The following is a 25,973-nucleotide window of genomic DNA, read 5'->3' on the forward strand; positions in this document are numbered from 1 at the left end:
GATTCAGCGCCCTACCAGCGCTGGTGCACCAGCGGCTTGGCGAAGCGGGCATAGACCTCGGCCAGGGCCTGCATGGTGCTGTCGCTCAAAGCGGACAAGTCGGCCGCCGCCACGTTGTCGGCCACCTGCGCGGCGCGTTTGCCGCCGGGGATGCTGCACGTCACCGCCGGGTGCATCTGGATCCAGCGCAGCGCCATTTGCGCCATCGTCATGCCCTCGGGCACCAGGGCGCGCATGGCTTCCACGGCTTGCAAGCCCACGGCATAGTCCAGGCCGGAGAAGGTTTCGCCCTTGTCAAAGGCCGCCCCTTCGCGGTTGAACAGGCGGTGGTCATCGGCTTCAAAGTGGCTCTCAAGCGTCATCTTGCCGCTGAGCAAACCGCTGGAGAGCGGCAGCCGCGCCAAAATGCCCACGCCACGCTTTTGGGTCTCGGCAAACAGCAAATCCGCCGGGCGCTGGCGGAACAGGTTGTAGATGATCTGTACCGTTTGCACGCCGGGGAAATTGATGGCTTTCAGGGCTTCTTCGACCTTCTCCACGCTTACGCCGTAGTGGCGCAGCTTGCCGGCTTTTTGCAAGTCATCCAGCACACCAAACACTTCGGGCATGTAGTACACGTCGGTGGGTGGGCAGTGCAATTGCAGCAGGTCAAGCGCGTCGGTGTTCAGATTAGTCAGGCTACGTTCGACAAAGGCGGTCAGGTTCTCGCGGTTGTAGCCGCCCGCCACGTGGGGGTTCAGGCGGCGACCGGCCTTGGTTGCTATGTAGAAGGGTTCGCTGCGTTCGCGTTTGAGCTGGGCCAGCAGGCGCTCACTGCGGCCATCGCCGTACACGTCGGCGCTGTCGAAGAAGTTCACGCCCAGGTCCAGCGCGCGGTGCAGTGCGCCCATGGATTCGGCATCACTTACTTCGCCCCAGGTGCCGCCAATGGCCCAGGCTCCGAAGCTGACGGTTGAGATGTTCCAGCCGGTGCGGCCAAGGGGGCGGTAGTGCATGGGTGTCTCCTATAGTTTTTGGAGCACCAGTATCGCACCACCGGCGCATTAGTGCGTCGCATCAACAATATAAGCCGAATAAGGATTTAACGCATATGAATACTGCATAAATAGCTATTATTTATATAGCAATACCCATGCACACCTATGTGGGTTAACGAACAGACGCCCCGGCCTGCCCCGCCTAGTGTGGTGTTACACGCGCTGGCCCACCCTTGATCTGCATCAGTACCCAGCCGCTACGCCACGCCCATGATGGAAACCCATCTCAGAGCCCAACAGCGCAACACGACACCGTTTGACATCTGTGTTTTGCGTTGCGTGGCCTGTGCCGCTATTTTCGATAAGGAAACTTTGATATGCCTCTGTTCCATGCCGTCGTCCTGACCGACCACCAATCCGCCCTGGTAGTGCAATTTGATGCCGAGCAGGTGCTGCCGCAGCGCATCCAGGCCCACAAGCACCCCACCGCCCAGCACAATAGCGCCGTGCGTACCGAGCACGCATTTTTCGGCGAAGTCTGCGACGCGCTGGACGGCATCCAGCAGGTGCTGGTCACCGGCTCGCACACCGCCACGGCCGACTTCCGGCACTACGCCGAAAAGCACCGCCCTCTCATCGCCGCGCAGATCGTGGGCTACGAGGTGGTGGACCACCCCACCGAAAACCAGCTGGTGGCCATGGCACGCAAGGCGTTTGACAAGCACAACCTGATGGCGGGCATACCTTCGCCCACCTGATTCAGGCGCATCACAGCCCGCTAAACCGCGCCGCCCGCTTCTCCAGCCGGGCGCGGATGCCCTCGGTCTTGTCCGCCGTGGCAAACAGCAGCTGAAACGACTTGCGCTCGAACTGTAGGCCCTGCTCCAGCGGCAACTGCATGCCTTGCAGCACGGCCTCCTTGATGAAGTGCAGCGCCTGCTGCGGCCCAGCGGCCATTTGCTGGGCCAGGGCCAGGGCACGGGCTTCTACCTCGGCATCGGGCAACACCTCGCTGGCCAAGCCCATCGCCAGGGCATCCTGGGCGGTAATGGGTGCGCCGGTCAGCAGCAGCTGCATGGCGCGGAATTTACCCACGGCGCGGGTCAGGCGCTGGGTAGCGCCGCCGCCGGGCATCAGGCCGATCAGCACCTCGGGCTGGCCGAAGCGTGCGCCCTGCCCGGCCAGCAAGATGTCGGCGTGCATGGCCAGCTCGCAGCCACCACCCAGCGCATGGCCGCGCACGGCGGCAATCACCGGCTTGCGGCAGCTGCTGATCGCGCCCCAAAGTTTGTCCATCTGGCGGGCAATGATCTCGGGCGGGGTGGCATCCACGTATTCATGCAGGTCGGCCCCGGCGCAAAAGGCACGCTCGCTGCCCGCCAAAATGACCACGCGCACTGCCGCGTCGGCATCCAGCCGGGTGAAGGCTTCGGCCAGGGCTTGGCGCAGCGCCAGGTTCAGCGCGTTCAGCACCGCCGGGCGGTGCAGGCGCAGCAGCACCACGCCGGGGGCGGGGTGTTCTTCCAGAAGAATGGGGTCCATACCCGCTTTCAGCCGCCAAACACGGGTGCACGTTTTTCAAAAAAGGCCGCCACTGCCTCCGCATGGTCTGCCGTGTGGTGGGCCTGGCCTTGCAACACGCCTGCGGTGTCCAGCGCGGCGTCCAGCGTGCCGGTGCGGGCCTGTTGCAGCAGTTGCTTGGTCCAGCGCAGCACCTGGGGCGGATTAGCGGCGATGCGGCCGGCCAAGGCCAGTGCCGTGTCCAGCAGGGCATCGGGCGCCACCACGCGCGACACCAGGCCGATGCGCAGCGCCTCGGCGGCGTCAATGGTGTCGCCGGTCAGGGCCAGTTCGGCCGCCATGGACGCGCCCACCACCCGGGGCAACAGCCAGCAGCCGCCGTCGCCCGGCACGATGCCGACCTTCACAAAGCTCTCGGCGAAGCGCGCGGTGCTGGCGGCGATGCGGATGTCGCACAGGCAGGCCAGGTCGTTGCCCGCGCCAATGGCCGGGCCGTTGACGGCGGCAATGATGGGCACTTGCAAGGCCTGGAAGGCACGCGGAATGCGCTGGATACCGGCCCGGTAATTCGCGGCGATTTCCTCCGGCGACCCGGCAAACATGCCCGTGCGGTCGCGCATCTCGGCCACGTTGCCGCCCGAGCAAAACGCGCTGCCCGCACCCGTGAGCACGGCAGCGCGAATGCCCAGGTCGCCGTTCAAGCGATCAAACAATTGTTCAAACGCCGCAAACATGGCCTCGCCACTGAGGGCGTTGCGGGTGTCAGGGCGGTTCAGGGTCAGCAGCGCGATGGGACCGCGCTGCTCGAAGAGGATGGGTTCAGAGTGCATGGTGTTTCCTTAAATTCTCTCGATGGCCAGCGCAATGCCCTGGCCCACGCCGATGCACATGGTGACCAGCGCACGGCGGCCCCCGGTGTGCTCCAGCTGGCGCAGCGCCGTCAGGGCTAGGCGGATGCCGGACATGCCCAGCGGGTGGCCCAGCGCGATGGCGCCGCCGTGCGGGTTCACATGGTCGCCGTCGTCCGGCAATCCCAAAGCGCGCAGCACGGCCAAGCCCTGCGCGGCAAACGCCTCGTTCAGCTCGACCACGTCAAAGTCGCCTATCGCCAGCCCGGTCTGCAACAGCAGCTTTTGCACGGCAGGCACGGGGCCGATGCCCATCACGCGTGGAGCCACCCCGGCCGTGGCCATGCCGATGATGCGGGCACGCGGCACCAACCCCGCGCGGGCGGCACCGGTTTCGCTGGCCAACAGCAAGGCGGCAGCGCCGTCGTTAACCCCGGAGGAATTGCCCGCCGTCACCGTGCCACCGGTGCGAAAAGCAGGTTTCAAGCGCGCCAGGCTGTCCAGCGTGGTGTCGGCACGCGGGTGCTCGTCTTGGGTGAAGCGTAGCGTTTCACCCTTGCGCAGCCCCGGCACTTCCACGGGCACGATCTCGCCGTCGAACCAGCCCGCCGCCTGGGCCCGGGCATAGCGCTGCTGGCTGCGCAGGGCAAACGCGTCCTGGTCGGCCCGCGAAATGCCGTGCGCCTGGGCCACGTTTTCCGCCGTGTCGCCCATCACGTCCACGCCGTGCAGGGCCTGCATGCGCGGGTTCACAAAGCGCCAGCCGATGGTGGAGTCATAGATTTCTGCCTGGCGCGAGAACGCTGTGGCGGCTTTGGGCATGACCAGCGGCGCGCGGCTCATGCTCTCCACGCCCCCGGCGATGGCCAGGTCCAGCTGCCCAGCGGCAATGCCCCGTGCCGCGCTGGCAATCGCCTCCAGGCCGGAGCCGCAAAGCCGATTGACAGTGGCGGCCGCCACCGTCACCGGCAGGCCCGCCAGCAGCGCCGCCATGCGGGCCACGTTGCGGTTGTCCTCCCCTGCCTGGTTGACGCAGCCCATGTAGACCTCTTCCAGCCGGTCCCAGTCCAGGCCCGGATGGCGCGCCACCAGGGCCTGTAGCGGCAGTGCGGCCAGGTCGTCGGTGCGCACGCCCGACAAAGCGCCACCGTAGCGGCCAATCGGGGTACGGATGCCGTTGCAGATAAAAGCGGTGTGCATAAGCATCCTGGTTAAAAAGGCAAAGCCCGCCCGAGGGCCTGGGTGTAGAAGGCATCAAAGAAGTCCAACGCCGGGCGAAACGGCACCGCCGCCGGGGCGATGGTGTCGCCGATAAACAGCGCCGGGCTGCTGGCCCCGGTGAACGCGGGCCAGGCCACCAGATCACCGCCGTTCGGGTTGCCGGTGCGGGCAAAGTTGACCAGGTAGCTGGAGGCCGCCTCGGCAATACGCCGGTCGGTGGTGTCGTAGGCCCGGGTGGGCACACTGCGGTCCAGGTTGTTGTAGAAGTACACCTGCTCCAGCGAGTGGTAGGCCCCGTACTTGGCAGGCGGATTTTGCTCGGTGAACGTCTGGTCGGCGTGGTAGGCCGGGCGGCGGTTGAAGTGGTACAGGTAGGTGCTGGACTTGCGCTGTGCCGCATGGGCGCGGGCCAGCGCCCAGGGCTGCCAGGCAAACAGGCTGTCGCGCATCGGCTGGTAGGCCATGGCCAGCACATCACTGTCGCTGGCCGCCGGGTAGGCCGCCTTGAACTGCGGGGCCAAAGCACCGTAGCGCGCCGCCGCCGTGGTGTTGTAGCCCGCCAGCGTGGTGGCAAACGCCGGGTATGGCGTGCCCTCGTCGGCGTTCCAGCCCAGCAGCAGGGGCACGTCGTGGACCTTGCCTTGCGCCAACAGCAGGTCTAGCTGGTCGGGCCAGACCACGCCGTCGACGATGGGGCCGATGAACGAGCCGGTCCCGACCATGATCTGCTGCGGTGTCTTACCGCGCAGTGCGGCCAGGTCTGCCGCACCCACATTCGCCGCAAACGTGCTGCCTGCGGCTTCGGCCTGCGCCAGGGTGGTGTTCTGCGTACCGGCAGGCAGGCTGCCCAGGCTTTCGATCACCAGCTTATGGAACAGGTTGGCCGCCAGTGGCGAACCCAGCAGTACGCTGGACAGGCCCGAACCAGCAGACTCGCTGTACAGCGTGACGTTGGCCGGGTCGCCACCAAAGGCGGCGATGTTGGACTGCACCCATTTCAAGGCCGCAATCGCATCCAGCAGGGCGTAATTGCCTGAGACACGGTCGGCCGATTCGGCGCTGAGTGCCGGGTGCGCCAAAAAGCCCAGCGGGCCGAGGCGGTAATTCAGCGTAACCACCACCGCGCCCTTCTGGGACAAACCAATGCCGCTGTAGTTGGCCTGCGAGCCCGCGCCGAGCTGGTAGCCGCCGCCGTGCAGCAGCAACATCACCGGGCGCTTCTCGCTGGCCCGGGCGGCACCGGTCCAAACATTCAGGTACAGGCAGTCTTCACTTTGCGCGTCGATAGGCTGGTAGAGGATGGAGCCGGGCAGGCCAAAGGGCCGATTGCCCTGGTAACAACCGGCAGAGAACGCATCGTTGCGGCGCACACCGGACCAGGCGGCGACGGCGGCGGGCGCGGCCCAGCGCAAAGTACCGACCGGCGGCGCTGCAAACGGAATGGCCTTGAAGACACGCGCAGTGGCGGTCGATTCCGAAGCGGCGGCCAGCGTACCGCCGGTGACGGCAACGGTATCGTTCGCGGCGGCATAAGGGGTATCAGAGCCGCCGCAAGCCACGGCCAGCCAGGACGCCAGCAATGCCGGGAAAAAAGTGCGTAAAGGATTCCGCATCACAGCCCCAACACCCGTTCGGCATTGCCGTGCATGATTTTCTCCATCACCTCGGGCTTGTAGCCCAGCTCGCTCCACTCTCGCAGGATGCGTTCGTACGGCAGGCTGGGGTAGTCGCTGCCGAACATGATCTTGTCTTGCAGGCGGCCGCGAATGTCGACCTTGAGGTTGCCGGGGAAGTGCTTGGGCGCCCAGCCGGACATCTCCCAGAACACATTGCCTTTGTGCAGGGCCACGGCGGTGGTCTCATCTACCCAGGGCCAGCCGGGGTGGGCCATGATGATTTTCAGATTGGGGAAGTCGGCGGCCAGGTCGTCGATGGCACCGGGGTGGGCGTGGCGGATGCGGGCGCCGTGGCCGCCGGGCATGCCTGCGCCCATGCCGGTGGTGCCTACGTCGATCATAACCGCCGCACCCAGTGCATTGATCTCTTCAAACAGGTCGTAGTGCCGCCGGTCGTTGACGGCGAAGTGCTGCATGATGGGGTGGAAGTGAAAGCCGACGAAGCCCAGTTCGGTCACGGCTTGCTTGACCTGGCGGATGGCGATTTCGCCCTTGGCGGGTTCCACCGCACCCCAGCACTGGATGACGCGCTGGGGGTGGCGCTGCCACATGCCGTGCACGTATTCGTTGGTACACGGCGGGGTGGCCACCGTGGTTTCCAGGTCCAGCGCCACCAGGCAGGCGTCCACCCCGGCGGCGGTGAACTCGGCAATCACGTCCTCTTCGGTCTTGGCCACCCAGTCGCGCTTCCAGTAGCTGGCCAGGGCTTCGGGGTACGGGCCTTGGGCGTCGATCCAGGTTTGGGTTCCGGGGTAGCAGTGCAGGTCAATGATACGCATAATTACTCCTAAATTTATAGCTACCTGCGCATGTTTAATATGCGTTGGACTCGGTTTTTATCTGTAAAGCCACCATTTCGCCCAAGGCCTTCTTGGACACCTTGCCGAAGGTGGACACGGGGAAGTCGGGCAAGATTTCCAGCCGCTCGGGCAGCTTGAACTTGGCGATCTCCTGGGTGTGCAAAAACGCCACCAGCGCGGGCAGGGTCAGCGCTTGGCCTGCCTTTAGCACCACAAAAGCGCACATCTTTTCGCCCATCGCAGCGTCCGGCATGGGCACGCAGGCCACGTTCTGCACGGCGGGGTGCATGAGGACCAGGTTTTCCACCTCTTCGGCGCTGATCTTTTCGCCGCCCCGGTTGATCAGGTCCTTTTTGCGGCCCTCCACGATGTAGTTGCCCGACGGGTGCTGGCGCATCAGGTCGCCGGATCGGTAGAAGCCGTCGGCGGTGAACTGGCGGGCGTTGTATTCGGGTACGCCGTAGTAGCCGCGCAGGGTGTAGGGGCCACGGCAGGCCAGTTCGCCCACCTCGCCCTGGGGCACGGTGTGGCCTTCGTCGTCAATCAGCTTGACCTCGTCATCGGCGCAGACCGGGCGGCCACAGGTTTCCAGCAGCACGTCTTCGGCATCGCCCTGGCGCACAAACATCAGCAGGCCTTCGCTCATGCCGAAGTTTTCTTGCACAAAAGCGTTGGCAAACAGCTGGCGGGTGCGGATGCGCACCTCGGGCTGCATGCGCTGGCCGCCGCTCTGGATCTGCTGCACCGAAGTCAGATCAAAGTCGCCAATCGCCGGGTCGTTAATAAGGCGGATCAGCAGCGCGGGCACCACTTTCAGGTGCGTGACGCGGTGCTGCTGGATGAGCGCAAACATCTCCACCGGTTTGGTGTTGGCGTGCAGCACCACCGTGGCGCCGTTGAACAAGAAGCCCTGTATGCCCGGGCAGGCCAGCGGCAGGTTGTGGGCGATGGGCAGCACCAGCAGCAGCACTGAGTCAGCCGTCACCCCGGCCACCTCGGCGGCCACCTTGGAGTTGTAGGCGTAGTCGTTGTTGGTGCGCGGAATCAGCTTGGGGATGCCGGTGGTGCCGCCCGAGAGCTGGAAGATGCAGGGCGTGGCCGGGTCAATCTCGATAGCGTCCAGCGTGCTCAGCGGTAGCGTGGCCGGGCGCTCGATCAAGTCCACCAGCGAATGTTCGCCCGGCCCGGCCTGGCCCAGCACGATGCGCAGTTGCAGGCAGGCGTGGTCGGCCTGCACCCGCTCGACCATGGGGCCGAAGCGGAAGTCGCCCAGCTGCTCGGGGTAGACGCAGCAACGGGCTTGCGACAGTTGGGTGAACTGGCTGATTTCGGTGAAGCGGTGCGTCACCAGCGCGGCAATCGGGATGCAGCCGATTTTTTGCAGCGCAAAGTACAGCACCACGAACTCGACCACGTTGGGCAGCGTGGGGATCACCCGATCCTGCGGCTGTAGGCCCAGCGCCAGCAGGTTCAGCGCCAGGTTGCTGCTGTGCCGGTCCAGCTCGGCATAGGTATAGCGGCGCGCGCCGTCCACCAGCGCGGTGCGCTCGCCAAACGTGTCGAACACGGTGGCGAACTCTTGCGCCAGCGACTGGTCGCGCCAGTAGCCTTGGGCCCGGTAGCGCTGGGCGAAGTCTTCAGGGAAGGGGACAAATCCATCGAGCATGGTGTTCTCCTCAGGTCGAGCTGGTGAAGCCGCCGTCGATGACGACAATCTCGCCGGTGACGAAGCGGTTGGCGGTGAGCAGGTTGAGCATGGTTTCGGCCACGTCGTCGGCGGTGACGCAGCGGCGCAGCGGGGTCAGCTTGGCGCGCTTGCCCATCAGGTCGTCGTATTTGTCGCCCAGCATGCGTTCCATCCATTCGCCCTCCATCCAGCCGGGGGCGACGGCATTGACGCGGATCTCCGGGCCCAGGTTCCAGGCCAGCATCTTGGTCATGCTGACGATGGCGGCCTTGCTGGCGGCATAGGGCAGCGGCTGCGGGCCGGGGCGCAGGCCGACGATGCTGGCGGTAAAGACGATGGCGGGCTCGGTGCCTTTTTTCAGCAGCGGCACGGCGGCGCGGGTGACCTGGAAGTTGCCCCGCACGTTGACGGCAAAGGTGCGGTCCCACTCGTCCAGGTCCAGGCTTTCCAGGTCTTTCACCTTCCAGGTGGCGGTGATGCCGGCGTTGTTGATCAGGCCGTCGAGGTGGCCCCAGGCCGCGTCGATCGTGTGCAGCATGGCGCGCACCGCCGTGTCGTCGCTCACGTCGCATTGCAGCAGCAGGGTTTGGGCCCCCAGGGCTTGTGCCTCTGCGGCCACGGCCTGCGCAGCCTGGGCGCTGGAGGCGTAGTTGATGGCCACGTCAAACCCGGCGCGGGCCAGGGCCAGCACCGCGCTGCGGCCGATGCCGGTGGCACCGCCGGTGACCAGGGCTTTTTTGCGTGTTGTCATGCGTGTCTTTCAAAAGTAGATGGCAAAGGGAGTCCCCGCCCCGGCTTGCGCGGGGTTTAGGAAAACGGAAAACAGGGAATTACTGCGGCTGCAGGCCGAGGTCGGTCACGACCTTTTTCATCAGCAGCCGCTGGCTGGCGAAGAATTCTTTGGCCGAAGCCGGGCTGCTTTGCTGGGGGTAGATGCCCAGCTCGTGCAGTTGCGCCACCACCTCGGGCTGGCGCAGTACCTGGTTCAGGTCACGGCTGACGCGCTCGGTCTGCGCGGCGGGGAAACCGGTGGGCACGAAGATCTGGAACCAGCCCATCGCCAGGTAGCCGGGGTAGGTCTCCGAAGCGGTAGGAATACTGTCAAAACCCGGCAGGCGCTTGTCAGAAGTTACAGCCAGTGCCTTCAGGCGGCCGCCTTTCACGTGTTGCAGCACGCCGGGCAGGCCGTCGGCGGTGAGCATGGCATCGCCCGCAATCACGGCGGTAATGGCAGCCGGTGGCCCGGCGTACGGCACGGTGAACAGGCCCATGCCACCGGTCTTGCTGAGCATCTCGCCTGCCAGGTGCGGTAAGGAATTGAGCTGCGCGGCGGCAAAGTTGACCTTGCCGGGGTTGGCCTTGGCGTAGCGCTCCAGCTCGGCCAGGTTGGCAAACGGCGCGTTGGCGGGCGCCACCAGCATCATCGGGCTGGTGCCCACGGTGGCGATGGGCTGTAGCTCGGTGTCGATGTTGAACTGCGGGTTCTTGAACACCAGCGGCGTAATAGTGGCCATGGCAGCGGGCACAAAGCCCAGGGTGTGCCCGTCACCCGACAAGCGCGCCAGCGCAGACATGCCGGGGATGCCGCCCGCGCCGGGCTTGTTCTCCACAAACACCGACTGTCCCCACAGCGTGCCCAGCTTGTCGGCCAGCAAGCGGGCCACCACGTCAGGCGCCGACCCGGCGGTCAGCGGCACGATCAGGCGCACCGGTTTGGTGGGCCAGGTTTGGGCCAGGCTAGGTAAGCAGGCGAGGGCCAGGGACGCCAGCAGCAGGCTGCGGCGCAGGGTTTTGAAAGTCATTTTTGTCTCCTATAGGCTCTATTTTTGGTGGCCTTGGCTGCACTGTAGGCAGGCTATCCGATTCGCCAAAGATGGCAAAATCAAAAACATGATTCGATTTCAGCATCCCCCCACCCTGCCCCGACCATGAAGCTCGACCAATTGCAGCATTTGGTGGCCATCGTCGAGCATGGCAGCCTGCGGGCGGCCTCGCGGCGCTTGCAGATTCCGCAGCCTGCGCTAACACGCAGCATCCGCGCGCTGGAGAAAGAGCTGGGCGGCGCAGTGTTTCTGCGCGAAACCACCGGTATGGTGCTGACCGAGCTGGGCCGGCGCTTCCATGTGCGGGCCAGCACCATGATCCACGAGGCGCGGCGGGCGCTGGACGAGATCGCCCAACACAGCGGCGACGACCGGGGTACTGTGGTGCTGGCCTTGTCCATCATGCCGCACGTAGGCATGTTGCCGTATGCGCTCAAGGCCTTCCGCCAGCGCTACCCCAAGGTACGCATGCAACTGATAGAGGGCCTGTTTCCCGACGTGGAAAGCGGGCTGCGCAACGGCACCATCGACTTCTACCTGGGCGCTGCACCGCGCAATCCGCCCGCGCCTGGCCTGGCGGTGCAAAAGCTGTTTGACAACACCCGCGCCGTGGTGTGTCGCAAAGGCCATCCGTTGGCGGGCACCACCACGCTGCACGGTCTGGCCGGGGCCGACTGGGCCATCACGGCGGTGGATTACGACGCAGAAGACGACCTGGCCCGGCTGTTCGCCAGCCACGGCCTGCCCGCGCCGCAGGTGGTGCTGCAAGCGCGCTCGGCCATGTCAATCATGGTGGCGCTGGCGCACAGCGATTTGCTGGCCATGCTGCCGGTGCAGTGGAGCGAATTTCCGCTGACCCGCGACACCTTGCAGACCCTGCACATCACCGAGACGCTGCCCGCACCGGCCATCGTGCTGGTGCGCCGCCCCGATCTGCCGCTAACCCCAGCAGCCGAGTTTTTGTGCGATGTGCTGTTGAGGCATGGACATTGAAATAATGTGTCTTTTAAGCCTCTAGCCCTTATTTGACAAGCGCAAACAGCTATTTTTTTTATAGCACTGACACCTCTGCGACAAAGACTCCCCCCGTGGCATGGAATCTGCTGACAATGGCATGGGCAGACGCTGGGGGTATCTACCCATCCCTGCGCCGCACGTTGCGAGCACCATTGCAGTGCACGTCTGCTTTAGCGTTTTGACATCTTTGGAGCACCATGAAAAATTTGAGCAAACTGGTACTGGCTTTGGGCCTGACCGCCGCCGCTTTGGCATCCCACGCCGCAGGCACTATGGTGTACTGCTCCGAGGCCAGCCCCGAGGGGTTTGACACCGCGCAGTACACGGCGGGGCAAACCTTTGACGCCGCCGGCATGGCGCTGTTCAACCGGCTGGTCGAATTTGAGCGTGGCACCACCAAGGTGGTCCCGGCCCTGGCCGAGTCGTATGACTCCGCCCCCGACGGTCTGACCTACACCTTCCACCTGCGCAAGGGCGTGAAGTTCCACACCACCGAGTTCTTTACCCCCACGCGTGCCTTCAACGCCGACGACGTGGTGTTCACCTACATGCGCATGTTCGACAAGGGCAACACCTTTGCCAAGGCCTACCCCGCGCAGTACCCCTACGCCGGTGACACGGGCCTGGACAGCAACGTCGCCTCGGTGCGCAAAACCGACGACAACACCGTCGTCTTTCTGCTGAAAAAGCCCGACCCCGACCTGCTGGCCAAGATCGCCATGCCGGTGTTCTCCATCCTGTCCGCCGAGCACGCCGCCAAGCTGCTGGCCGCTGGCACGCCCGCGCTGATCAACCAGCAGCCCGTGGGCACCGGCCCCTACATCCTCAAGCGCTACCAAAAGGATTCGCAAATCCGCTACGTGGGCAACAAGGAATACTGGAACCCGAAAGACGTGAAGCTGGACAACCTGATTTTTGCCATCACCACCGACGCATCGGTGCGGGTGCAGAAAATCAAGGCCGGTGAATGCCAGGCCATGTCCTACCCCAAGCCGCAAGACCTGGCCAGCCTCAAAGCCGACCCCAAGCTGAAGGTGATTACCGCCCCCGGCTTCAACATCGGCTACCTCTCGTACAACACCGAAAAGCCCACCACCGGCAAGCTCGAAGTGCGCCAGGCACTCGACATGGCCATCAACCGCAAGGCCATCATCGACGCGGTCTACCAGGGCCAGGGCCAGGAAGCCACCAACCCCTTCCCCTCGTCGCTGTGGTCGTATAACCCGGCTTTGAAGAACCCCCCGATGGACATCGAAAAAGCCAAAGCCCTGCTGAAAAAAGCCGGTTACCCCGATGGCTTTGAGATCACCCTGTGGAGCATGCCGGTGCAGCGCCCCTACAACCCCAACGCCAAGCTGATGGCCGAAATGATCCAGGCCGACTGGGCCAAGATCGGTGTCAAAGCCAAGATCGTCAGCTACGAATGGGGCGAATACCTCAAGCGCATGAAGGCCGGTGAGCACGAAGCCGGCCTGGTCGGCTGGAGCGGCGACTACGCCAGCCCCGACAACTTCCTGGGCGTGCTGCTGACCTGCGAGGCCGTGAACGGCTCCAACTACTCGCGCTATTGCAGCAAAGAGTTTGACGGCATGGTCTTGAAGGCTCGCAACAGCCTGGACCCCAAAGAGCGCACCGCCCTGTACATGAAGGCGCAAGAAGTCTTCAAGCGCGACCTGCCCTGGTCCACCATCGCCCACTCCACCGTCAGCCTGCCCATGACCAAGGGCGTGGAGGGTTTAAAAATCAGCCCGTTTGCCGTGTTTGACTTCGCCGGTGTGAGCAACAAGTAAGCCCTTCTGTGTTGGACTAAAAGCAAGGTGGCGAGCCCGTTTCGCCACCTTGTTTCGTTTTAAGCGCCCTATGTTTTTCTATATTCTCAAACGCCTCGCCGTGCTGGTGCCCACCTTTTTGGGCATCACGCTGCTGACCTTTTCGCTGATCCGCATGGTCCCCGGCGACCCCATCGAAGTGATGATGGGCGAGCGCACCATTGACCCGGTGATGCACGCCGCCGCCTTGAAGCAGCTGGGGCTAGACCAGCCGCTGCCAGTGCAGTACGCCCACTACCTGGGCCAGCTGCTGCAAGGCAACCTGGGTGCATCGCTCAAAACCCAAACCCCCGTGTGGACCGAATTCAAAATCCTCTTCCCCGCCACGCTAGAGCTGGCGCTGATGGCCCTGCTGTTTGCGCTGGTGCTGGGCATCGTGGCCGGGGTCACGGCGGCGGTAAAACGCGGCTCGTTTTTAGACCACGGGGTGATGACGGTGGCGCTGACCGGCTACTCCATGCCGATCTTCTGGTGGGGCCTGGTGCTGATCATGGTGTTCTCCAGCGGGCTGGGCTGGACCCCGGTGTCCGGCCGCATCGACCTGGCCTTCGACATCCCGCCCGACACCGGCTTCATGCTGATCGACGCCTGGCGCGCCGAGCGGGCCGACCCCAGCCTGAACGCCGGGGCGCTGTGGGATGCCGCCCGTCACCTGATCCTGCCGACCATCGTGCTGGGCACCATTCCGCTGGCGGTGATTGCCCGCATGACGCGCTCCAGCATGCTGGAAGTACTGCGCGAAGACTATGTGCGCACCGCCCGCGCCAAGGGCCTGTCGCCCACCCGCGTGGTGTTCATCCACACCCTGCGCAATGCGTTGATTCCGGTGCTCACGGTAATTGGCCTGCAAGTGGGCACGCTGATGGGCGGCGCGGTGCTGACCGAAACCATCTTCTCCTGGCCCGGCATCGGTAAATGGCTGATCGACGCGATTGGGCGGCGCGACTACCCCGTGGTGCAAAGCGGCATCTTGCTGGTGGCCACGCTGGTCATCGTGACCAATTTCATCGTTGACATTCTTTATGGCGTGGCGAATCCACGGATTAGAAACAAATGAACGCAAGCACCGCATTGGTGGAGCCCGACTTCACCCCGCCCTCGCCCCTGCTGGAATTCTGGCGCGGGTTCTCCAAAAACACCGGCGCCGTCATTGGCCTGGGCTTCATGGCCATCGTCTGCATCGCTGCGCTGCTGGCCCCCTGGGTGGCCCCGCACGACCCGATCGAGCAGTTCCGCGACCACTTCCTCACCCCGCCCGTCTGGCAGGCCGGGGGCAACGCGCAGTTCCTGCTGGGCACCGACGAAGTGGGCCGCGACATCCTTTCGCGCCTGATCCATGGCGCACGGCTGTCGCTGTTTGTCGGCTTCTGCTCGGTGCTGCTGGCGTTGGTGCCCGGCGTAGTGCTGGGGCTGGTGGCGGCCACTTTTGGCCGTGCGCTGGACTCCATCGTCATGCGCGCTATGGACATCATGATGGCCCTGCCCGCCCTGCTGCTGGCGGTGGCGATTGTGGCCATCCTCGGCCCCGGCCTGGGCAACGCGCTGGTAGCCATTGCCGTGGTGTCGCTGCCCGCCTACGTGCGGCTCACCCGCGCCTCGGCCATGACCGAGCTGAACCGCGACTACGTCACCGCCGCCCGGCTGTCGGGCGCGGGCACGCTGCGGGTCATGTTTGTGACCGTGCTGCCCAACTGCATGGCCCCGCTGATCGTGCACGCCACGATGGGATTCTCGGCCGCCATTTTGGAAATCTCGGCCCTGGGTTTTCTGGGTATGGGCGTGCAACCGCCCGCGCCCGAGTGGGGCACCATGCTGGCCTCTGCCCGCGACTACATCGAGCGCGCCTGGTGGGTCGTCACCCTGCCCGGCCTGACGATTCTGTTCTCGGTGCTGGCCATCAATCTGATGGGCGACGGCCTGCGCGACGCGCTCGATCCGAAGCTAAAAACCGCTGCATAAAAACTAACAAGAACCACGATGGCATTGCTCACTATTCAAAATCTCTCGGTCGAGTTCGGCCCACTAGGCCGGGCTTTCCGGGCGGTAGACGGACTGGACCTGTCTATCTCGCAAGGCGAAATCGTCGGCATCGTCGGCGAATCCGGTTCTGGCAAATCGGTCACCATGATGGCCTTGATGGGCCTGCTCGACGGCCAGGGCCGTATCACCGCCGACACCCTGAACTTCGACGGCCAGGACCTGCTGAAGATCAGCCCCGCGCAGCGCCGCAAGTTGCTGGGCAAAGACATGGCGATGATCTTCCAGGACCCCATGACCTCGCTCAACCCCAGCTTCACCGTGGGCTACCAGATCATCGAAGTGCTGAAGCAGCACATGGGCCTGCGCGGTGCAGCGGCCACCGCCCGCGCCGTGGAGCTGATGGAGATGGTGGAAATCCCCGCCGCCAAAAGTCGCCTGGGCGTGTACCCGCACCAGCTCTCGGGCGGCATGAGCCAGCGGGTGATGATTGCCATCGCCATTGCCTGCAAGCCGCGCCTGTTGATCGCCGACGAGCCCACCACCGCCCTCGACGTAACCATCCAGGCGCAGATCATGGACCTGCTGGTAAACCTGCAAAAAGCCCACAACATGGCCCTGGTGATGATCACCCACGACCTGGCCGTGGTGGCCGAGGTAGCGCACCGCGTGGCCGTGATGTACGCCGGGCAGGTGGTGGAAACCGGGAGCGTGGAGCGCCTGTTCGACCACCCCGCCCACCCCTACACCGACGCACTGCTGCAAGCCGTGCCCGAACGCAGCCACGGCGCGCGCCGCCTCAGCACCTTAAAGGGCATGGTGCCCGGCCAATACGACCGCCCCAAAGGCTGCCTGCTGTCGCCGCGCTGCCCCCGCGTGCAAGACCGCTGCACCACCGAGCGCCCGGCGCTCACCGCGCACAAGGTCGATGCCGTGCGCTGCTTCTTTCCGCTGAATGCGGAGGTGGCAGCATGAGCACTATCGTTTTAGAGGCAAAGAACCTCACCCGTTACTACGCCGTCAGCCAAGGCACCTTCAAGCCCAAGCTGCAGGTCAAGGCGTTGAACGGCATTTCCTTCCAGTTGCAAGCCGGTAAAACCCTGGCCGTGGTGGGCGAATCCGGCTGCGGCAAAAGCACGCTGGCCCGCGCACTCACGCTGATCGAAGCTCCCACCTCCGGCACGCTGGTGATGGACGGCCAGCCGCTGGATACCGCCAACGCGGCCCAGCGCAAAGCCATGCGCAGCAAGGTGCAAATGGTGTTCCAAAACCCCTACGCCTCGCTGAACCCGCGCCAGAAGATCATCGACCAGCTGGCCGAGCCGCTGCTACTCAACACAAAACTGACCGCCGCCGAGCGCACCGCCAAGGTCCATGACACCATGCGCCGCGTGGGTCTGCGGCCTGAGTTTGCGCAGCGCTACCCGCACATGTTCTCCGGCGGCCAGCGCCAGCGCATCGCCATCGCCCGGGCCATGATCTTGCAGCCCAAAATCTTGGTGGCCGACGAGCCCACATCGGCACTTGACGTGTCCATCCAGGCCCAGGTGCTAAACCTGTTCATGGACCTGCAAGAAGAGTTCAACACCGCCTACGTATTTGTGTCGCACAACCTGGCCGTGGTGGAGCATGTGGCCAACGATTTGATGGTGATGTACCTGGGCCGCGCCGTCGAAGTGGGGGCCAAGGGCCTGGTCTTCGCGCGCCCGCTGCACCCGTATACGCAAGCCCTGCTGTCGGCCACGCCGTCGATCGACCGCAGCCAGCGCCGGGTGAAGATCAAGATCACCGGCGAGCTACCCAGCCCGCTCAACCCGCCCAGCGGCTGCGCCTTCCACAAGCGCTGCCCGCACGCCAGCCCACGCTGTTCGGCGGAAGAGCCTTTGCTGCGCCCGCTGCTAGGCCGCGAGGTGGCTTGCCACCATGCAGAGAGCATAAATACATAAGAAATAAGCCTCTAGCGCATATTCCACATGCGCATGCAGCTATTGATTACATAGCGATACTAAGGGCTCCTGTGTAGACCGGTGCAGGTCGCTTTACTGCCGCTGATCGCTTGGGGCACCGGGCTGTGTGCGCTGCCGCACAGACCCCATCGGCAGGTGCTGCAACCATGCTGTTCACGGCCCGCGCTTGCCACGCGCATGGGGCCGCTACACCAAGGATCTGCGATGACCACGATTCGAACCGGGCAGGCCCCCGCGCCGCTGACGCGTGCAGCCTTCCACGAACGCTTCACCCTGCGGTATTACGACCCGGCTTTTGCCGTGGAAAGCGAGGCGATTGCCCGGCTGGAAGAGATTGCCTGGCTGGCCGTGCAAGAGGGCCGCAAGGCACCCATCACCCAGCCTGCGGGGCCCGGCTTTGCCGACCCAACCTACAAAATATCGGTGCAGTGGCTAGACACCTACACCCGCTTACGCACCGCGCAGCAGCGCTGGCAAGACAGCGCCACGCCATCGCGCGTGCTGCTGGTCTGCGGCAGCGCCCGCAACGATGGCACCTGCCCGGGCGAGATATCCAAGACCTGGCGCTTGACCCAGCTGGCCCAACAGGTGTTACAGGCGCAAGGCATGGAAACCGATGTGCTCGACCTGAGCCTGGTTACCTCGGAATACGGACGCAGCATCCACCCCTGCAAAGGCTGCGTGTCCAGCGCGATGCCGCTGTGCCATTGGCCGTGCACCTGCTACCCCAACCATGCGCTCGACCAGGCGGACGACTGGATGGCCGAAATCTACGAGCGCTGGGTGGCCGCGCACGCCGTCATCATCCTGGCGCCCACCTACTGGTACCAGTCGCCCAGCCCCTTGAAGTTGATGATCGACCGCATGGTCTGCGCCGACGGCGGCAACCCCGACCCCACCACCACCCACGGCAAGCATGTAGCCGAAGCCAAAAGCATCGAACAAAACGGCTGGAACTACCCCAAACACATCGCCGGGCGGGCATTTGGCGTGGTGGTACACGGCGATGTGGCGGGCGTAGAAGACCACCGCCGCAACCTGACCGACTGGCTGGAGTGGATGGGCATGGTCGATGCCGGTGCGGCCGCCAAGCTAGACCGCTACATCGGCTACTACGCGCCCTACTACAACAGCCACGATGTGCTGGACAAAGACGAGGCGGTGCAAGAAGAAGTGCGCAACGTGGCGCGCTCGGTGGCCACGGCGGTACAGCAACTGCGGGTGGGCCAGCTCACCCCTCCCGGTAAGCCTTTAAAGCCACCCCGGCCCAAGTGATGCCCCTGCGCAACGCCCACCCACTCCCCCAACCCACCCGAAAGGACACCCAATGATCGAAAAAACCGCCTCTATCCACTGGGAGGGCCCCGGCAAAAAAGGCCTGGGCCAGATCAGCACCGAAACCGGCGCACTCAAGATCTACCCCTACGGCTTTGGCAGCCGGTTTGAAGACGACCGCAAGGGCAGCAACCCCGAGGAAATTCTGGCGGCGGCCCATGCGGCCTGCTTCACTATGGCGTTTTCCTTCGCCTGCGACAAAGCGGGTTTTGCCACCGCCACGGTGGACACCCAAGCCCAGGTGCGCCTGGTGCAGCAAGGCGAGGGGTTTGTGATCGACAAGATCGCGTTGACCTTGCAAGCCAGCGTGCCCGGCCTGGAGGAAGCGCAGTTCCAGGCACTGGCGCTGGCCGCCAAGAGCGACTGTCCCTTGTCCAAAGCCCTGGCCAGCGTGCCCGAGATCAGCCTGCAAGCCACCCTGCTGCCCCGCACGGCGAAGGTGGCAGCATGAACCCAATGGACACCAACGAGCCCACCGAGGCAGGCCTGTCCGCCGCCGACCACCTACTGGGCGACCCCGATGCCAAGCTCACGCTGCTGGAATACGGCGACTACGAATGCCCCGCATGCATCCAGGCCGAGCCGCTGGTGCGGCACCTGCTCGACACCGAGGGCCACAGCCTGTGCTTTGTGTTTAGGCACTACCCGCTGGTCGAAATACATCCGCACGCCGAACTGGCCGCCGAGGCCGCCGAAGCGGCTGCCGCGCAAGGCCAGTTCTGGCCCATGCACCACCTGCTGTTTGCCCAAAAGCAGCATCTGGATGCCGCCGCGCTGGCGGGTTACGCCGAATCCATCGGCCTGGACATGCTGCGCTACCACGGCGAGATGAACGACCGCATCTACACCCAGCGGGTGCAAGAGCACCGCCGCGCAGGCGACCGCAGCGGCGTGCGCACCACGCCGACCTTTTTCCTCAACGACGCGTTGCTCGATGTGTCGTTTGGTATCAACAAACTCACCGAGGCGGTCCATGCGGCGTTAAACGGCCACTGAGCGCCAAGTCCCAAAGGAGCCCATATGCCCAAAGCCTGGAGTGCCAAGCGCGAACGCCAATACGCGCACATCAAAACCAGCCTGCTGGAGCGCGGCAAGTCCGAGCCCCTGGCCGAGGAAATCGCGGCCCGCGTCGTGAACAAAGAGCGGGCGCAGCACGGTGAGTCGGTAACGGCCAGCGCTTCGTCGCTCAACGACATGTCCGCCAGCCGACGCGGCGGCCTGCGCTCGCACAAGGGGCCGGGTGGCCGCACCCTGCTGCAACTGCGCAACGAGGCCCGCCAGCATGGCATCAAGGGCCGCTCCAAAATGAACAAGGCCGCGCTGGAAGCCGCCTTACAGCGGTAAGTGCCTGCACCGCAAGTGGAGGGGCACGCCCCTTCAGCCCACCATGCTGATGGCATCAAACGGGCAGCGCACGGCGCATTTGCGGCAACCGGTGCAGGCATCGATGTCGCTCAACACCGAAAACTTCTTCCAACCCTGCGGCTCCAGCGACAGCAAATGCAGGTGGCAGGTGGGCACACACCAGCCGCAGCCGGTGCAGCGGGCGGTGTCGATCACGGGTTTGGGGACGGGGCGCGGGGACGGCATGACCAACATCATAGGCAGTGCAGAATCGCCCCCTCTATGCAACGACACCCTCCTCAACACGCACTTCCACACGCAGTCTCCCGGCTACGCGACCAGCGGTTAGCGCGCAGCGCCAAACCCTTCATCGCCCGGGGAGCCCGCGCCCCGCGCTGCCCCGGCTGCCGGGTGCTGTTTAGCCACTGCCTGTGCCACCTGCGCCCCGATGTGCCCACGCAGGCGGGCATGTGCCTGGTCATGTGCGACATCGAACCCCTCAAACCCAGCAACACCGGCTGGCTGATCGCCGACGTGGTGCAAGACACCGCAGCCTTCGGCTGGACCCGCACCGAGGTAGACCCGGCCCTGGTCGCCCTGCTGGCCGACCCGCAGTGGACGCCCTATCTGGTGTTTCCCGGCGAAACCCTGCCCGCCGAGCGTGTGGTGACCGAGGTGCCCGTGGTGCCCGGCAAACGCCCGCTGTTTGTGCTGCTGGATGCCACCTGGCCCGAAGCCCGCAAGATGTTCCGCAAAAGCCCGTACTTGGACCACCTGCCGGTGCTGAGCCTGCAGCCCGAGCAGCTTTCGCGCTACCGCTTGCGCCGCAGCACCCGCACCGACCACCTGTGCACATCGGAGGTCGCCGCCCGCTGCCTGGCCCTGGCCGGCGAAGAACACGCGGCTGAGACGCTGGATGCCTACCTGGACGTGTTCACCAGCCATTACATGGATGCAAAGATGTCGGTGCTGCCGAATCTGGAGGATGAGGTTCACCTGCGCTTGCGCGCGCTGGCATCGGAGTGAGCCAAACCAACCCTACACCATGTGTGCAATGCTTTACCGGGGCTTGATTCCACTATAAAAGAGCATGGCTGCGGCCATATCGCGGTAAATTCGTCTTTATAGGATAGGAAAACAGAGGGGTAAATATGCCCCGGCGATCAACGACAATAATTTCTGATTTCTGACCTCAAAAATTGACAACAGCCTTCACTGGAACTGCCCATGCTTACCCAAGATCCGCTCTCCAAGGCCATAACCCGAAACAATGTCAAAGTGATGGGTGCTGCAGGCCCGGTACTTCTATATGCCCATGGCTTTGGCTGCAATCAGACCATGTGGGATGGTGTGACGCCCGCCTTCACCGCCACCCACACACAAGTTTTATTCGACTATGTGGGCAGCGGCAAATCGGACATCGCGGCTTTTGATCCGGAAAAATACGCCAGCCTGAATGGCTATGCACAGGACGTACTGGATATTTGTGACAGCCTTGGTTTAAAAAGTGGGGTCACTTTTATTGGCCATTCGGTGAGCTGTAGCGTCGGACTACTTGCCTCGATAGCGCGCCCCGAGCTGTTTGAGAAGTTGGTGCTGCTGGGGTCAAATCCGTGCTTCATCAACCATCCACCTGACTATGTAGGCGGCTTTGAGTCAGAGGACCTTGAAGGCTTGCTGGACCTGATGGACCAAAACTACATTGGCTGGGCCAATTACCTGGCACCGGTCGTATCGGCGCAGGGTGAAGTAAGTGTTGTTACCGCAGCACTCTCAAACAGTTTTTGCTCAACCGACCCAACGGCAGCAAAAATTTTCGCCCGGACCACATTTTTCTCAGACAACCGGACTGATCTGGCTAAAGTTTCCAGACCTTGCCTGATTCTTCAACACCAAAATGACACCTTGGCACCCACCAATGTCGGTGAATATCTGCACGCACAATTAGCGGGTAGCACCCTGAAAGTATTGGATGTACACGGCCACTGTGCGCACATGAGCCATCCATCCTTGGTCGTTTCTGCTATACAGGAATTTGTGGGTGGAGTGGGTTAGCACCTAGCCACTGTGCAAAATTTTGATCAGCTACCTTGCCCAGTTCTTGTCACGGACAGCACGGGATTGGTTCAATCCATCAACGAAAGCTTGCTTGAGCTTGTAGGTGGAATCGCAGACACCTGGATCGGGAAACCAATGGATGGCCTATTTCCCATAGCAAGCCGGATTTTCCTTCAAACACACATCTGGCCGATGTTGATGCGTGAAAGCCATGTCCGCGAAATTCGTTTGCAAATCCTCGGCATCGACAAGCGGATGCCGGTGTTCGTCAACTGCAAGCAAACCACGTACAACGGTATTGACAGCTATGTGTGGGTTCTCTTTGTCACGGTGGAGCGCAGTCTCTATGAGCAAGAGCTGTTGATCGCCAAACAAAGAGCAGAAGCCGTATCCGCCGAGCTTGTTAAAAGCACACGGTTCATACGCACGATTACCGATGGTTTGCCCAGCATGATCGCCTACTGGGACCAGCAGATGCTGTGTCAATTTGCCAACCAAGCCTGCATGGACTGGTTTGGCAGAAAGCCCCACGAAATTCTGGGCGAGTCGATGTCGAGCATCTTGGGTGAAAAGCTGTTTTCCCTGAACTTTCCCTTTGTTCAAAAAGCCTTGGCGGGCGAAGAGCAGGAGTTTGAACGGGCCATACCCAAAGCCGATGGCGGCGTGCGCTACGTGCTCACCCACTATCTTCCCGACGTAGACACCTATGGCACGGTCAAAGGGGTTTTTGCGCTCGTCACCAACATCACCATTCTGAGAGATGCAGACACCGCTATCCGCCTGTCTGCCAGTGTGTTTGACGCAACAATGGAAGGCATCATGGTCACGGATGTCGATGCCAATATCGTGTCTGTGAACCCTGCATTCACAAAACTCACCGGCTACGCACCGGAGGAATTTATAGGAAAGAACGCCCGACTCCTGCGATCAGACCGACATGACGCGGCATTCTTCTGCAATATGTACCAAGAGCTGCGCACGCACAAACTCTGGAAAGGTGAGGTTTGGAGCCAACGAAAGAACGGCTCGGTGTTCCTGGAACGGCTTTCAATCGCGGCCATATGCAACGACCAAGGCGAGATCATTCGCTATGTCGGCGTGTGCGATGACATCACCGACCAGTGGGACAAAGAGCAGTTGATGCAGAAAATGGCTCTACATGACAACCTGACCGGGCTTCCCAATCGATCACTCCTGATGGAACGCTTCAACCAATTGATCGGCTTGTCGCTGCGCGAGCCGCGTCATATTGCCTTGATGTTTATCGACTTGGATGGCTTCAAATTGGTGAATGACACCTGGGGCCATACGGTGGGTGACGAGGTTCTCAAGACCGTTTCAACGCGCCTATTGGGCATATTCCGGGTGTCAGACACCGTGGCCCGCCTTGGGGGCGATGAATTTGTCATCTTGCTCGACAACCCCACGAGCCGAGATAGCGTGTCCCTGCTGGCCGAGCGCCTTATCTCCGTGGTGAATGCGCCGATCAACTTAGAAGAAAAAACCGTGCATGTTGGAACGTCTATCGGTATTGCGTTCTTCCCGGCGGATGGCACGTCGCCAGATTCCCTGATCAAAAAGGCCGACAACGCCATGTACGCGGCCAAAGTATCAGGAAAAAATTCGTACCGTTTCTCGGCCTGACCACTCCAACACTCGGCGCTTTGGGGGAAAGTTGTGGTGCGTGCAATCTGCCCCCCTGTAGCGCGCGTCCGCTTTGGCACCTAGGCCAGCTTGTCCTGGGTATGGGTGTCGAAATCGCTGGCCGCATGGCGCTCATGCAATTGCTCTGAAGGCTCGCCCCAGGCGCGGTTGACCATGCGCCCGCGCTGCACCGCCGGACGTGCGGCAATCTGCTTGGCCCAGCGCAGCACATGGGTGTATTCGTGCACAGCCAAGAACTCGGCCGCGTCGTACAGCTGCCCCAGCACCAGCGCGCCGTACCAGGGCCACACCGCCATGTCGGCGATGGTGTAGTCGACCCCGGCCAGATAGGTGTGCTCGGCCAAGCGGCGGTCCAGCACATCCAGCTGGCGCTTCACCTCCATCGCGTAGCGGTTGATCGGGTATTCCAACTTGGCCGGTGCGTAGGCGTAAAAGTGGCCAAAGCCGCCGCCCAAAAACGGCGCACTGCCCATCTGCCAAAACAGCCACGACAGGCACTCGGCCCGTGCTGCGCCGTTGGCGGGTAAAAACGCGCCAAACTTCTCCGCCAGGTGCTGCAAGATCGCCCCCGACTCAAACACCCGCACCGGCTCGGCCCCACTGCGGTCCATCAAGGCCGGAATCTTGGAATTCGGGTTCACCTCCACAAAGCCGCTGCCAAACTGGTGGCCTTCGTTGATGCGGATCAGCCAGGCATCGTATTCAGCCCCGCTGTGCCCCAGCGCCAGCAGCTCCTCCAGCAGGATCGTGACCTTGATGCCGTTGGGCGTGGCCAGCGAATACAGCTGCAACGGGTGCTCGCCCACCGGCAGCACCTTGTCGTGCGTGGGGCCGGAGATGGGGCGGTTGATGTTGGCAAATTGCCCGCCGTTTTCCTGGTCCCAGGTCCAGACTTTGGGGGGCGTGTAGGTGGTGGTGTCGGTCATGTGGGGTTCCTTGGAATGGGTAAGTGGTTATGTCGGAATGGGTGGCAGGTTAGCGGCGGTGCGATGACCTGTGGGATTTAGGGGTTTGGTGGAAAGTGGTAGATACACCTGTTTGGCTAGGTGTACTTTCGATAAATTTCCCGTACAAGATATTTTTACCAACAAGTAGCCCATTGCTTCATTAATTTCCCGAACGGGGCATTTGTTTGCTCTTCCACCTTTATTCCACATAATTTCCCGAACAGGAAATTACCGTGACCGCCATCCCATCCCCCGCCGCCCTCGGCATTGCCACCTGTGCAGCCCGCAAACAACTCGGTCTGACCCAGCCCCAACTGGCACTTGTTTCCGGTGTGGGCGTGCGGATTGTGGTGGAAATGGAAGCGGGCAAACCCACGCTGCGGCTGGAGCATATTTTGCGGGTGCTGCACGCGTTGGGGGTAACTTGGTGGTGGATGGGCTGCCTTCTGCATCGGAAGGTGCATACCAAGTGCGCAACGCCCTGAAAGCCCACAACGCCAGCGGCGACACCGCCCCGGTGAACCTTAGGCCGTTTGAAATGGCCTACCAGGCACTGGGCGACAAGTTGCGCCGCCAGGTTTTTAGCCTAGGGTTTTTGCGCTGAACGCTATGTATTAAATAGCTGCTAACGCACGCTCCACCTGCACCAGAGAGCGATTTCTCTTTACAGACTTCACGGATCTAGCCCTGTGGGGTCGGATCACAATTGCGCGTTAGATGGGGCAATGCGTGAGGGGCGATGGCCCGCATTTGTGCTCTGACCCCGCTGGGCGGTTCTACTTGCCGCACCGCACACCGACAGCCGCTCTTCCCATGTCGCCCCGCAATACCTCAAACGCCGAGCACGTCTATGGGGTGCTTAACCACCCAGAGGGGTCAGAGCACGAATGCGGGTTGCTTGCGTTCAAAAACAAATTTTTCAGCGCGCAATCGTGATCTGACCCCACTGGGCTACCGGCCGTGGCGGCTGGCGCATTCGCTATTCTTTTTGAATATAAAAATCATAGCTGCATGTGCAGACTCTACCTGCGCCAGAGGCCGATTCGCTTCACAGATTCCACGGATCTAGCCGAGTGGGGTCAGATCACAATTGCGCGCTGGATGGGGCAATGCGTGAGGGGCGATGGCCCGCATTTGTGCTCTGACCCCGCTGGGCGGTTTTATGCGACGCACTGCAATCCGGCAGCCGCGCTTCCCATGCCGCCCCGCAATACCTCAAGCGCCGAGCACGTCTATGGGGTGCTTAACCGCCCAGAGGGGTCAGAGCACGAATGCGGGTTG

At 63.0% G+C, this 25,973-nt stretch carries 27 protein-coding genes; 16 read left to right on the forward strand and 11 right to left on the reverse strand.

Going from position 1 to position 25,973, the window contains the following annotated elements:
* Positions 1-11 precede the first annotated feature (11 nt).
* Positions 12-995, reverse strand: coding sequence for an aldo/keto reductase (locus AC0969_RS00115; RefSeq protein WP_479622095.1), 984 nt, complete (start codon positions 993-995; stop codon positions 12-14).
* A 359-nt stretch (positions 996-1,354) separates the two neighbouring features.
* On the opposite strand from AC0969_RS00115, the gene AC0969_RS00120 reads away from it, so the two are divergent.
* Positions 1,355-1,735 (forward strand): hypothetical protein, encoded by a 381-nt coding sequence (locus AC0969_RS00120; protein WP_479622096.1) that lies wholly within the window; start codon positions 1,355-1,357, stop codon positions 1,733-1,735.
* Between the two features lie 10 nt (positions 1,736-1,745).
* Here AC0969_RS00120 and AC0969_RS00125 read toward each other — a convergent pair whose 3' ends face one another.
* From AC0969_RS00125 to AC0969_RS00160, 8 genes are all read right to left on the reverse strand, one after another.
* Positions 1,746-2,519: an enoyl-CoA hydratase-related protein gene (locus AC0969_RS00125; RefSeq protein WP_479622097.1), complete on the reverse strand. Its 774-nt coding sequence runs from the start codon at positions 2,517-2,519 to the stop codon at positions 1,746-1,748.
* An 8-nt stretch (positions 2,520-2,527) separates the two neighbouring features.
* Positions 2,528-3,328, reverse strand: a complete 801-nt coding sequence (locus tag AC0969_RS00130; protein WP_479622098.1) for a crotonase/enoyl-CoA hydratase family protein — start codon at positions 3,326-3,328, stop codon at positions 2,528-2,530.
* Between the two features lie 9 nt (positions 3,329-3,337).
* Positions 3,338-4,552: a 3-oxoadipyl-CoA thiolase gene (gene pcaF / locus AC0969_RS00135; protein ID WP_479622099.1), complete on the reverse strand. Its 1,215-nt coding sequence runs from the start codon at positions 4,550-4,552 to the stop codon at positions 3,338-3,340.
* 5 nt (positions 4,553-4,557) lie between these two features.
* Positions 4,558-6,180: a carboxylesterase/lipase family protein gene (locus AC0969_RS00140; protein ID WP_479622100.1), complete on the reverse strand. Its 1,623-nt coding sequence runs from the start codon at positions 6,178-6,180 to the stop codon at positions 4,558-4,560.
* Entirely contained in the window at positions 6,180-7,022 is an 843-nt protein-coding gene (locus AC0969_RS00145; protein WP_479622101.1) for an amidohydrolase family protein, read from the reverse strand. Before AC0969_RS00145 ends, AC0969_RS00140 begins: the two co-directional genes overlap by 1 nt.
* Positions 7,023-7,056: 34 nt before the next feature.
* Positions 7,057-8,709, reverse strand: coding sequence for a (2,3-dihydroxybenzoyl)adenylate synthase (locus tag AC0969_RS00150; protein ID WP_479622102.1), 1,653 nt, complete (start codon positions 8,707-8,709; stop codon positions 7,057-7,059).
* A 10-nt stretch (positions 8,710-8,719) separates the two neighbouring features.
* Positions 8,720-9,481, reverse strand: a complete 762-nt coding sequence (locus AC0969_RS00155) for an SDR family NAD(P)-dependent oxidoreductase (RefSeq protein ID WP_479622103.1) — start codon at positions 9,479-9,481, stop codon at positions 8,720-8,722.
* Between the two features lie 79 nt (positions 9,482-9,560).
* Complete coding sequence (locus tag AC0969_RS00160) at positions 9,561-10,532, reverse strand: Bug family tripartite tricarboxylate transporter substrate binding protein (protein ID WP_479622104.1); 972 nt, start codon at positions 10,530-10,532, stop codon at positions 9,561-9,563.
* A 126-nt stretch (positions 10,533-10,658) separates the two neighbouring features.
* On the opposite strand from AC0969_RS00160, the gene AC0969_RS00165 reads away from it, so the two are divergent.
* The 10 genes from AC0969_RS00165 to AC0969_RS00210 all read left to right on the forward strand — a co-directional run bounded on the left by AC0969_RS00165 (position 10,659) and on the right by AC0969_RS00210 (position 20,022).
* On the forward strand, positions 10,659-11,546 hold the full coding sequence (locus AC0969_RS00165; protein WP_479622105.1) for a LysR substrate-binding domain-containing protein: 888 nt from the start codon (positions 10,659-10,661) through the stop codon (positions 11,544-11,546).
* A gap of 221 nt (positions 11,547-11,767) precedes the next feature.
* Positions 11,768-13,360: an ABC transporter substrate-binding protein gene (locus AC0969_RS00170; protein WP_479622106.1), complete on the forward strand. Its 1,593-nt coding sequence runs from the start codon at positions 11,768-11,770 to the stop codon at positions 13,358-13,360.
* 70 nt (positions 13,361-13,430) lie between these two features.
* A complete protein-coding gene (locus AC0969_RS00175) occupies positions 13,431-14,456 on the forward strand; it encodes an ABC transporter permease subunit (RefSeq protein WP_479622107.1) in 1,026 nt (341 codons plus the stop codon).
* Positions 14,453-15,358, forward strand: coding sequence for an ABC transporter permease subunit (locus tag AC0969_RS00180; RefSeq protein ID WP_479622108.1), 906 nt, complete (start codon positions 14,453-14,455; stop codon positions 15,356-15,358). Before AC0969_RS00175 ends, AC0969_RS00180 begins: the two co-directional genes overlap by 4 nt.
* 18 nt (positions 15,359-15,376) lie before the next feature.
* Positions 15,377-16,351 (forward strand): ABC transporter ATP-binding protein, encoded by a 975-nt coding sequence (locus tag AC0969_RS00185; protein WP_479622109.1) that lies wholly within the window; start codon positions 15,377-15,379, stop codon positions 16,349-16,351.
* Positions 16,348-17,322 carry a peptide ABC transporter ATP-binding protein gene (locus tag AC0969_RS00190; RefSeq protein WP_479622110.1) on the forward strand — a complete coding sequence of 325 codons (975 nt, stop codon included), beginning with the start codon at positions 16,348-16,350 and terminating at the stop codon, positions 17,320-17,322. The genes AC0969_RS00185 and AC0969_RS00190 overlap by 4 nt, the downstream gene beginning before the upstream one ends.
* A 225-nt stretch (positions 17,323-17,547) precedes the next feature.
* On the forward strand, positions 17,548-18,618 hold the full coding sequence (locus tag AC0969_RS00195) for a flavodoxin family protein (RefSeq protein ID WP_479622111.1): 1,071 nt from the start codon (positions 17,548-17,550) through the stop codon (positions 18,616-18,618).
* A gap of 52 nt (positions 18,619-18,670) precedes the next feature.
* Entirely contained in the window at positions 18,671-19,129 is a 459-nt protein-coding gene (locus AC0969_RS00200; protein ID WP_479622112.1) for an OsmC family peroxiredoxin, read from the forward strand.
* On the forward strand, positions 19,126-19,674 hold the full coding sequence (locus AC0969_RS00205; protein ID WP_479622113.1) for a DsbA family protein: 549 nt from the start codon (positions 19,126-19,128) through the stop codon (positions 19,672-19,674). The genes AC0969_RS00200 and AC0969_RS00205 overlap by 4 nt, the downstream gene beginning before the upstream one ends.
* A gap of 24 nt (positions 19,675-19,698) precedes the next feature.
* Positions 19,699-20,022 carry a plasmid stabilization protein gene (locus AC0969_RS00210; RefSeq protein WP_479622114.1) on the forward strand — a complete coding sequence of 108 codons (324 nt, stop codon included), beginning with the start codon at positions 19,699-19,701 and terminating at the stop codon, positions 20,020-20,022.
* Between the two features lie 33 nt (positions 20,023-20,055).
* On the opposite strand, the gene AC0969_RS00215 is transcribed toward AC0969_RS00210, so the two are convergent.
* Positions 20,056-20,280, reverse strand: a complete 225-nt coding sequence (locus AC0969_RS00215; protein WP_479622115.1) for an ATP-binding protein — start codon at positions 20,278-20,280, stop codon at positions 20,056-20,058.
* A 24-nt stretch (positions 20,281-20,304) separates the two neighbouring features.
* Here AC0969_RS00215 and AC0969_RS00220 point away from each other — a divergent pair, with 24 nt between their 5' ends.
* From AC0969_RS00220 to AC0969_RS00230, 3 genes are all read left to right on the forward strand, one after another.
* Positions 20,305-21,048: a tRNA-uridine aminocarboxypropyltransferase gene (locus AC0969_RS00220; protein WP_479622116.1), complete on the forward strand. Its 744-nt coding sequence runs from the start codon at positions 20,305-20,307 to the stop codon at positions 21,046-21,048.
* 201 nt (positions 21,049-21,249) lie between these two features.
* A complete protein-coding gene (locus AC0969_RS00225; protein WP_479622117.1) occupies positions 21,250-22,077 on the forward strand; it encodes an alpha/beta fold hydrolase in 828 nt (275 codons plus the stop codon).
* 12 nt (positions 22,078-22,089) lie between these two features.
* Positions 22,090-23,724 carry a sensor domain-containing protein gene (locus tag AC0969_RS00230; RefSeq protein WP_479622118.1) on the forward strand — a complete coding sequence of 545 codons (1,635 nt, stop codon included), beginning with the start codon at positions 22,090-22,092 and terminating at the stop codon, positions 23,722-23,724.
* Between the two features lie 80 nt (positions 23,725-23,804).
* Here AC0969_RS00230 and yghU read toward each other — a convergent pair whose 3' ends face one another.
* Complete coding sequence (yghU, locus tag AC0969_RS00235) at positions 23,805-24,671, reverse strand: glutathione-dependent disulfide-bond oxidoreductase (protein WP_479622119.1); 867 nt, start codon at positions 24,669-24,671, stop codon at positions 23,805-23,807.
* A 254-nt stretch (positions 24,672-24,925) separates the two neighbouring features.
* Here yghU and AC0969_RS00240 point away from each other — a divergent pair, with 254 nt between their 5' ends.
* Both AC0969_RS00240 and AC0969_RS00245 read left to right on the forward strand, forming a co-directional pair.
* The gene (locus tag AC0969_RS00240) at positions 24,926-25,177 is read left to right on the forward strand and encodes a helix-turn-helix transcriptional regulator (RefSeq protein ID WP_479622120.1); all 252 of its coding nucleotides are present in this window, start codon (positions 24,926-24,928) and stop codon (positions 25,175-25,177) included.
* Positions 25,162-25,296 (forward strand): hypothetical protein, encoded by a 135-nt coding sequence (locus tag AC0969_RS00245; protein ID WP_479622121.1) that lies wholly within the window; start codon positions 25,162-25,164, stop codon positions 25,294-25,296. The genes AC0969_RS00240 and AC0969_RS00245 overlap by 16 nt, the downstream gene beginning before the upstream one ends.
* The last annotated feature ends 677 nt before the right edge of the window (positions 25,297-25,973 follow it).

This window comes from Rhodoferax sp. LB1P47, from assembly GCF_056521445.1.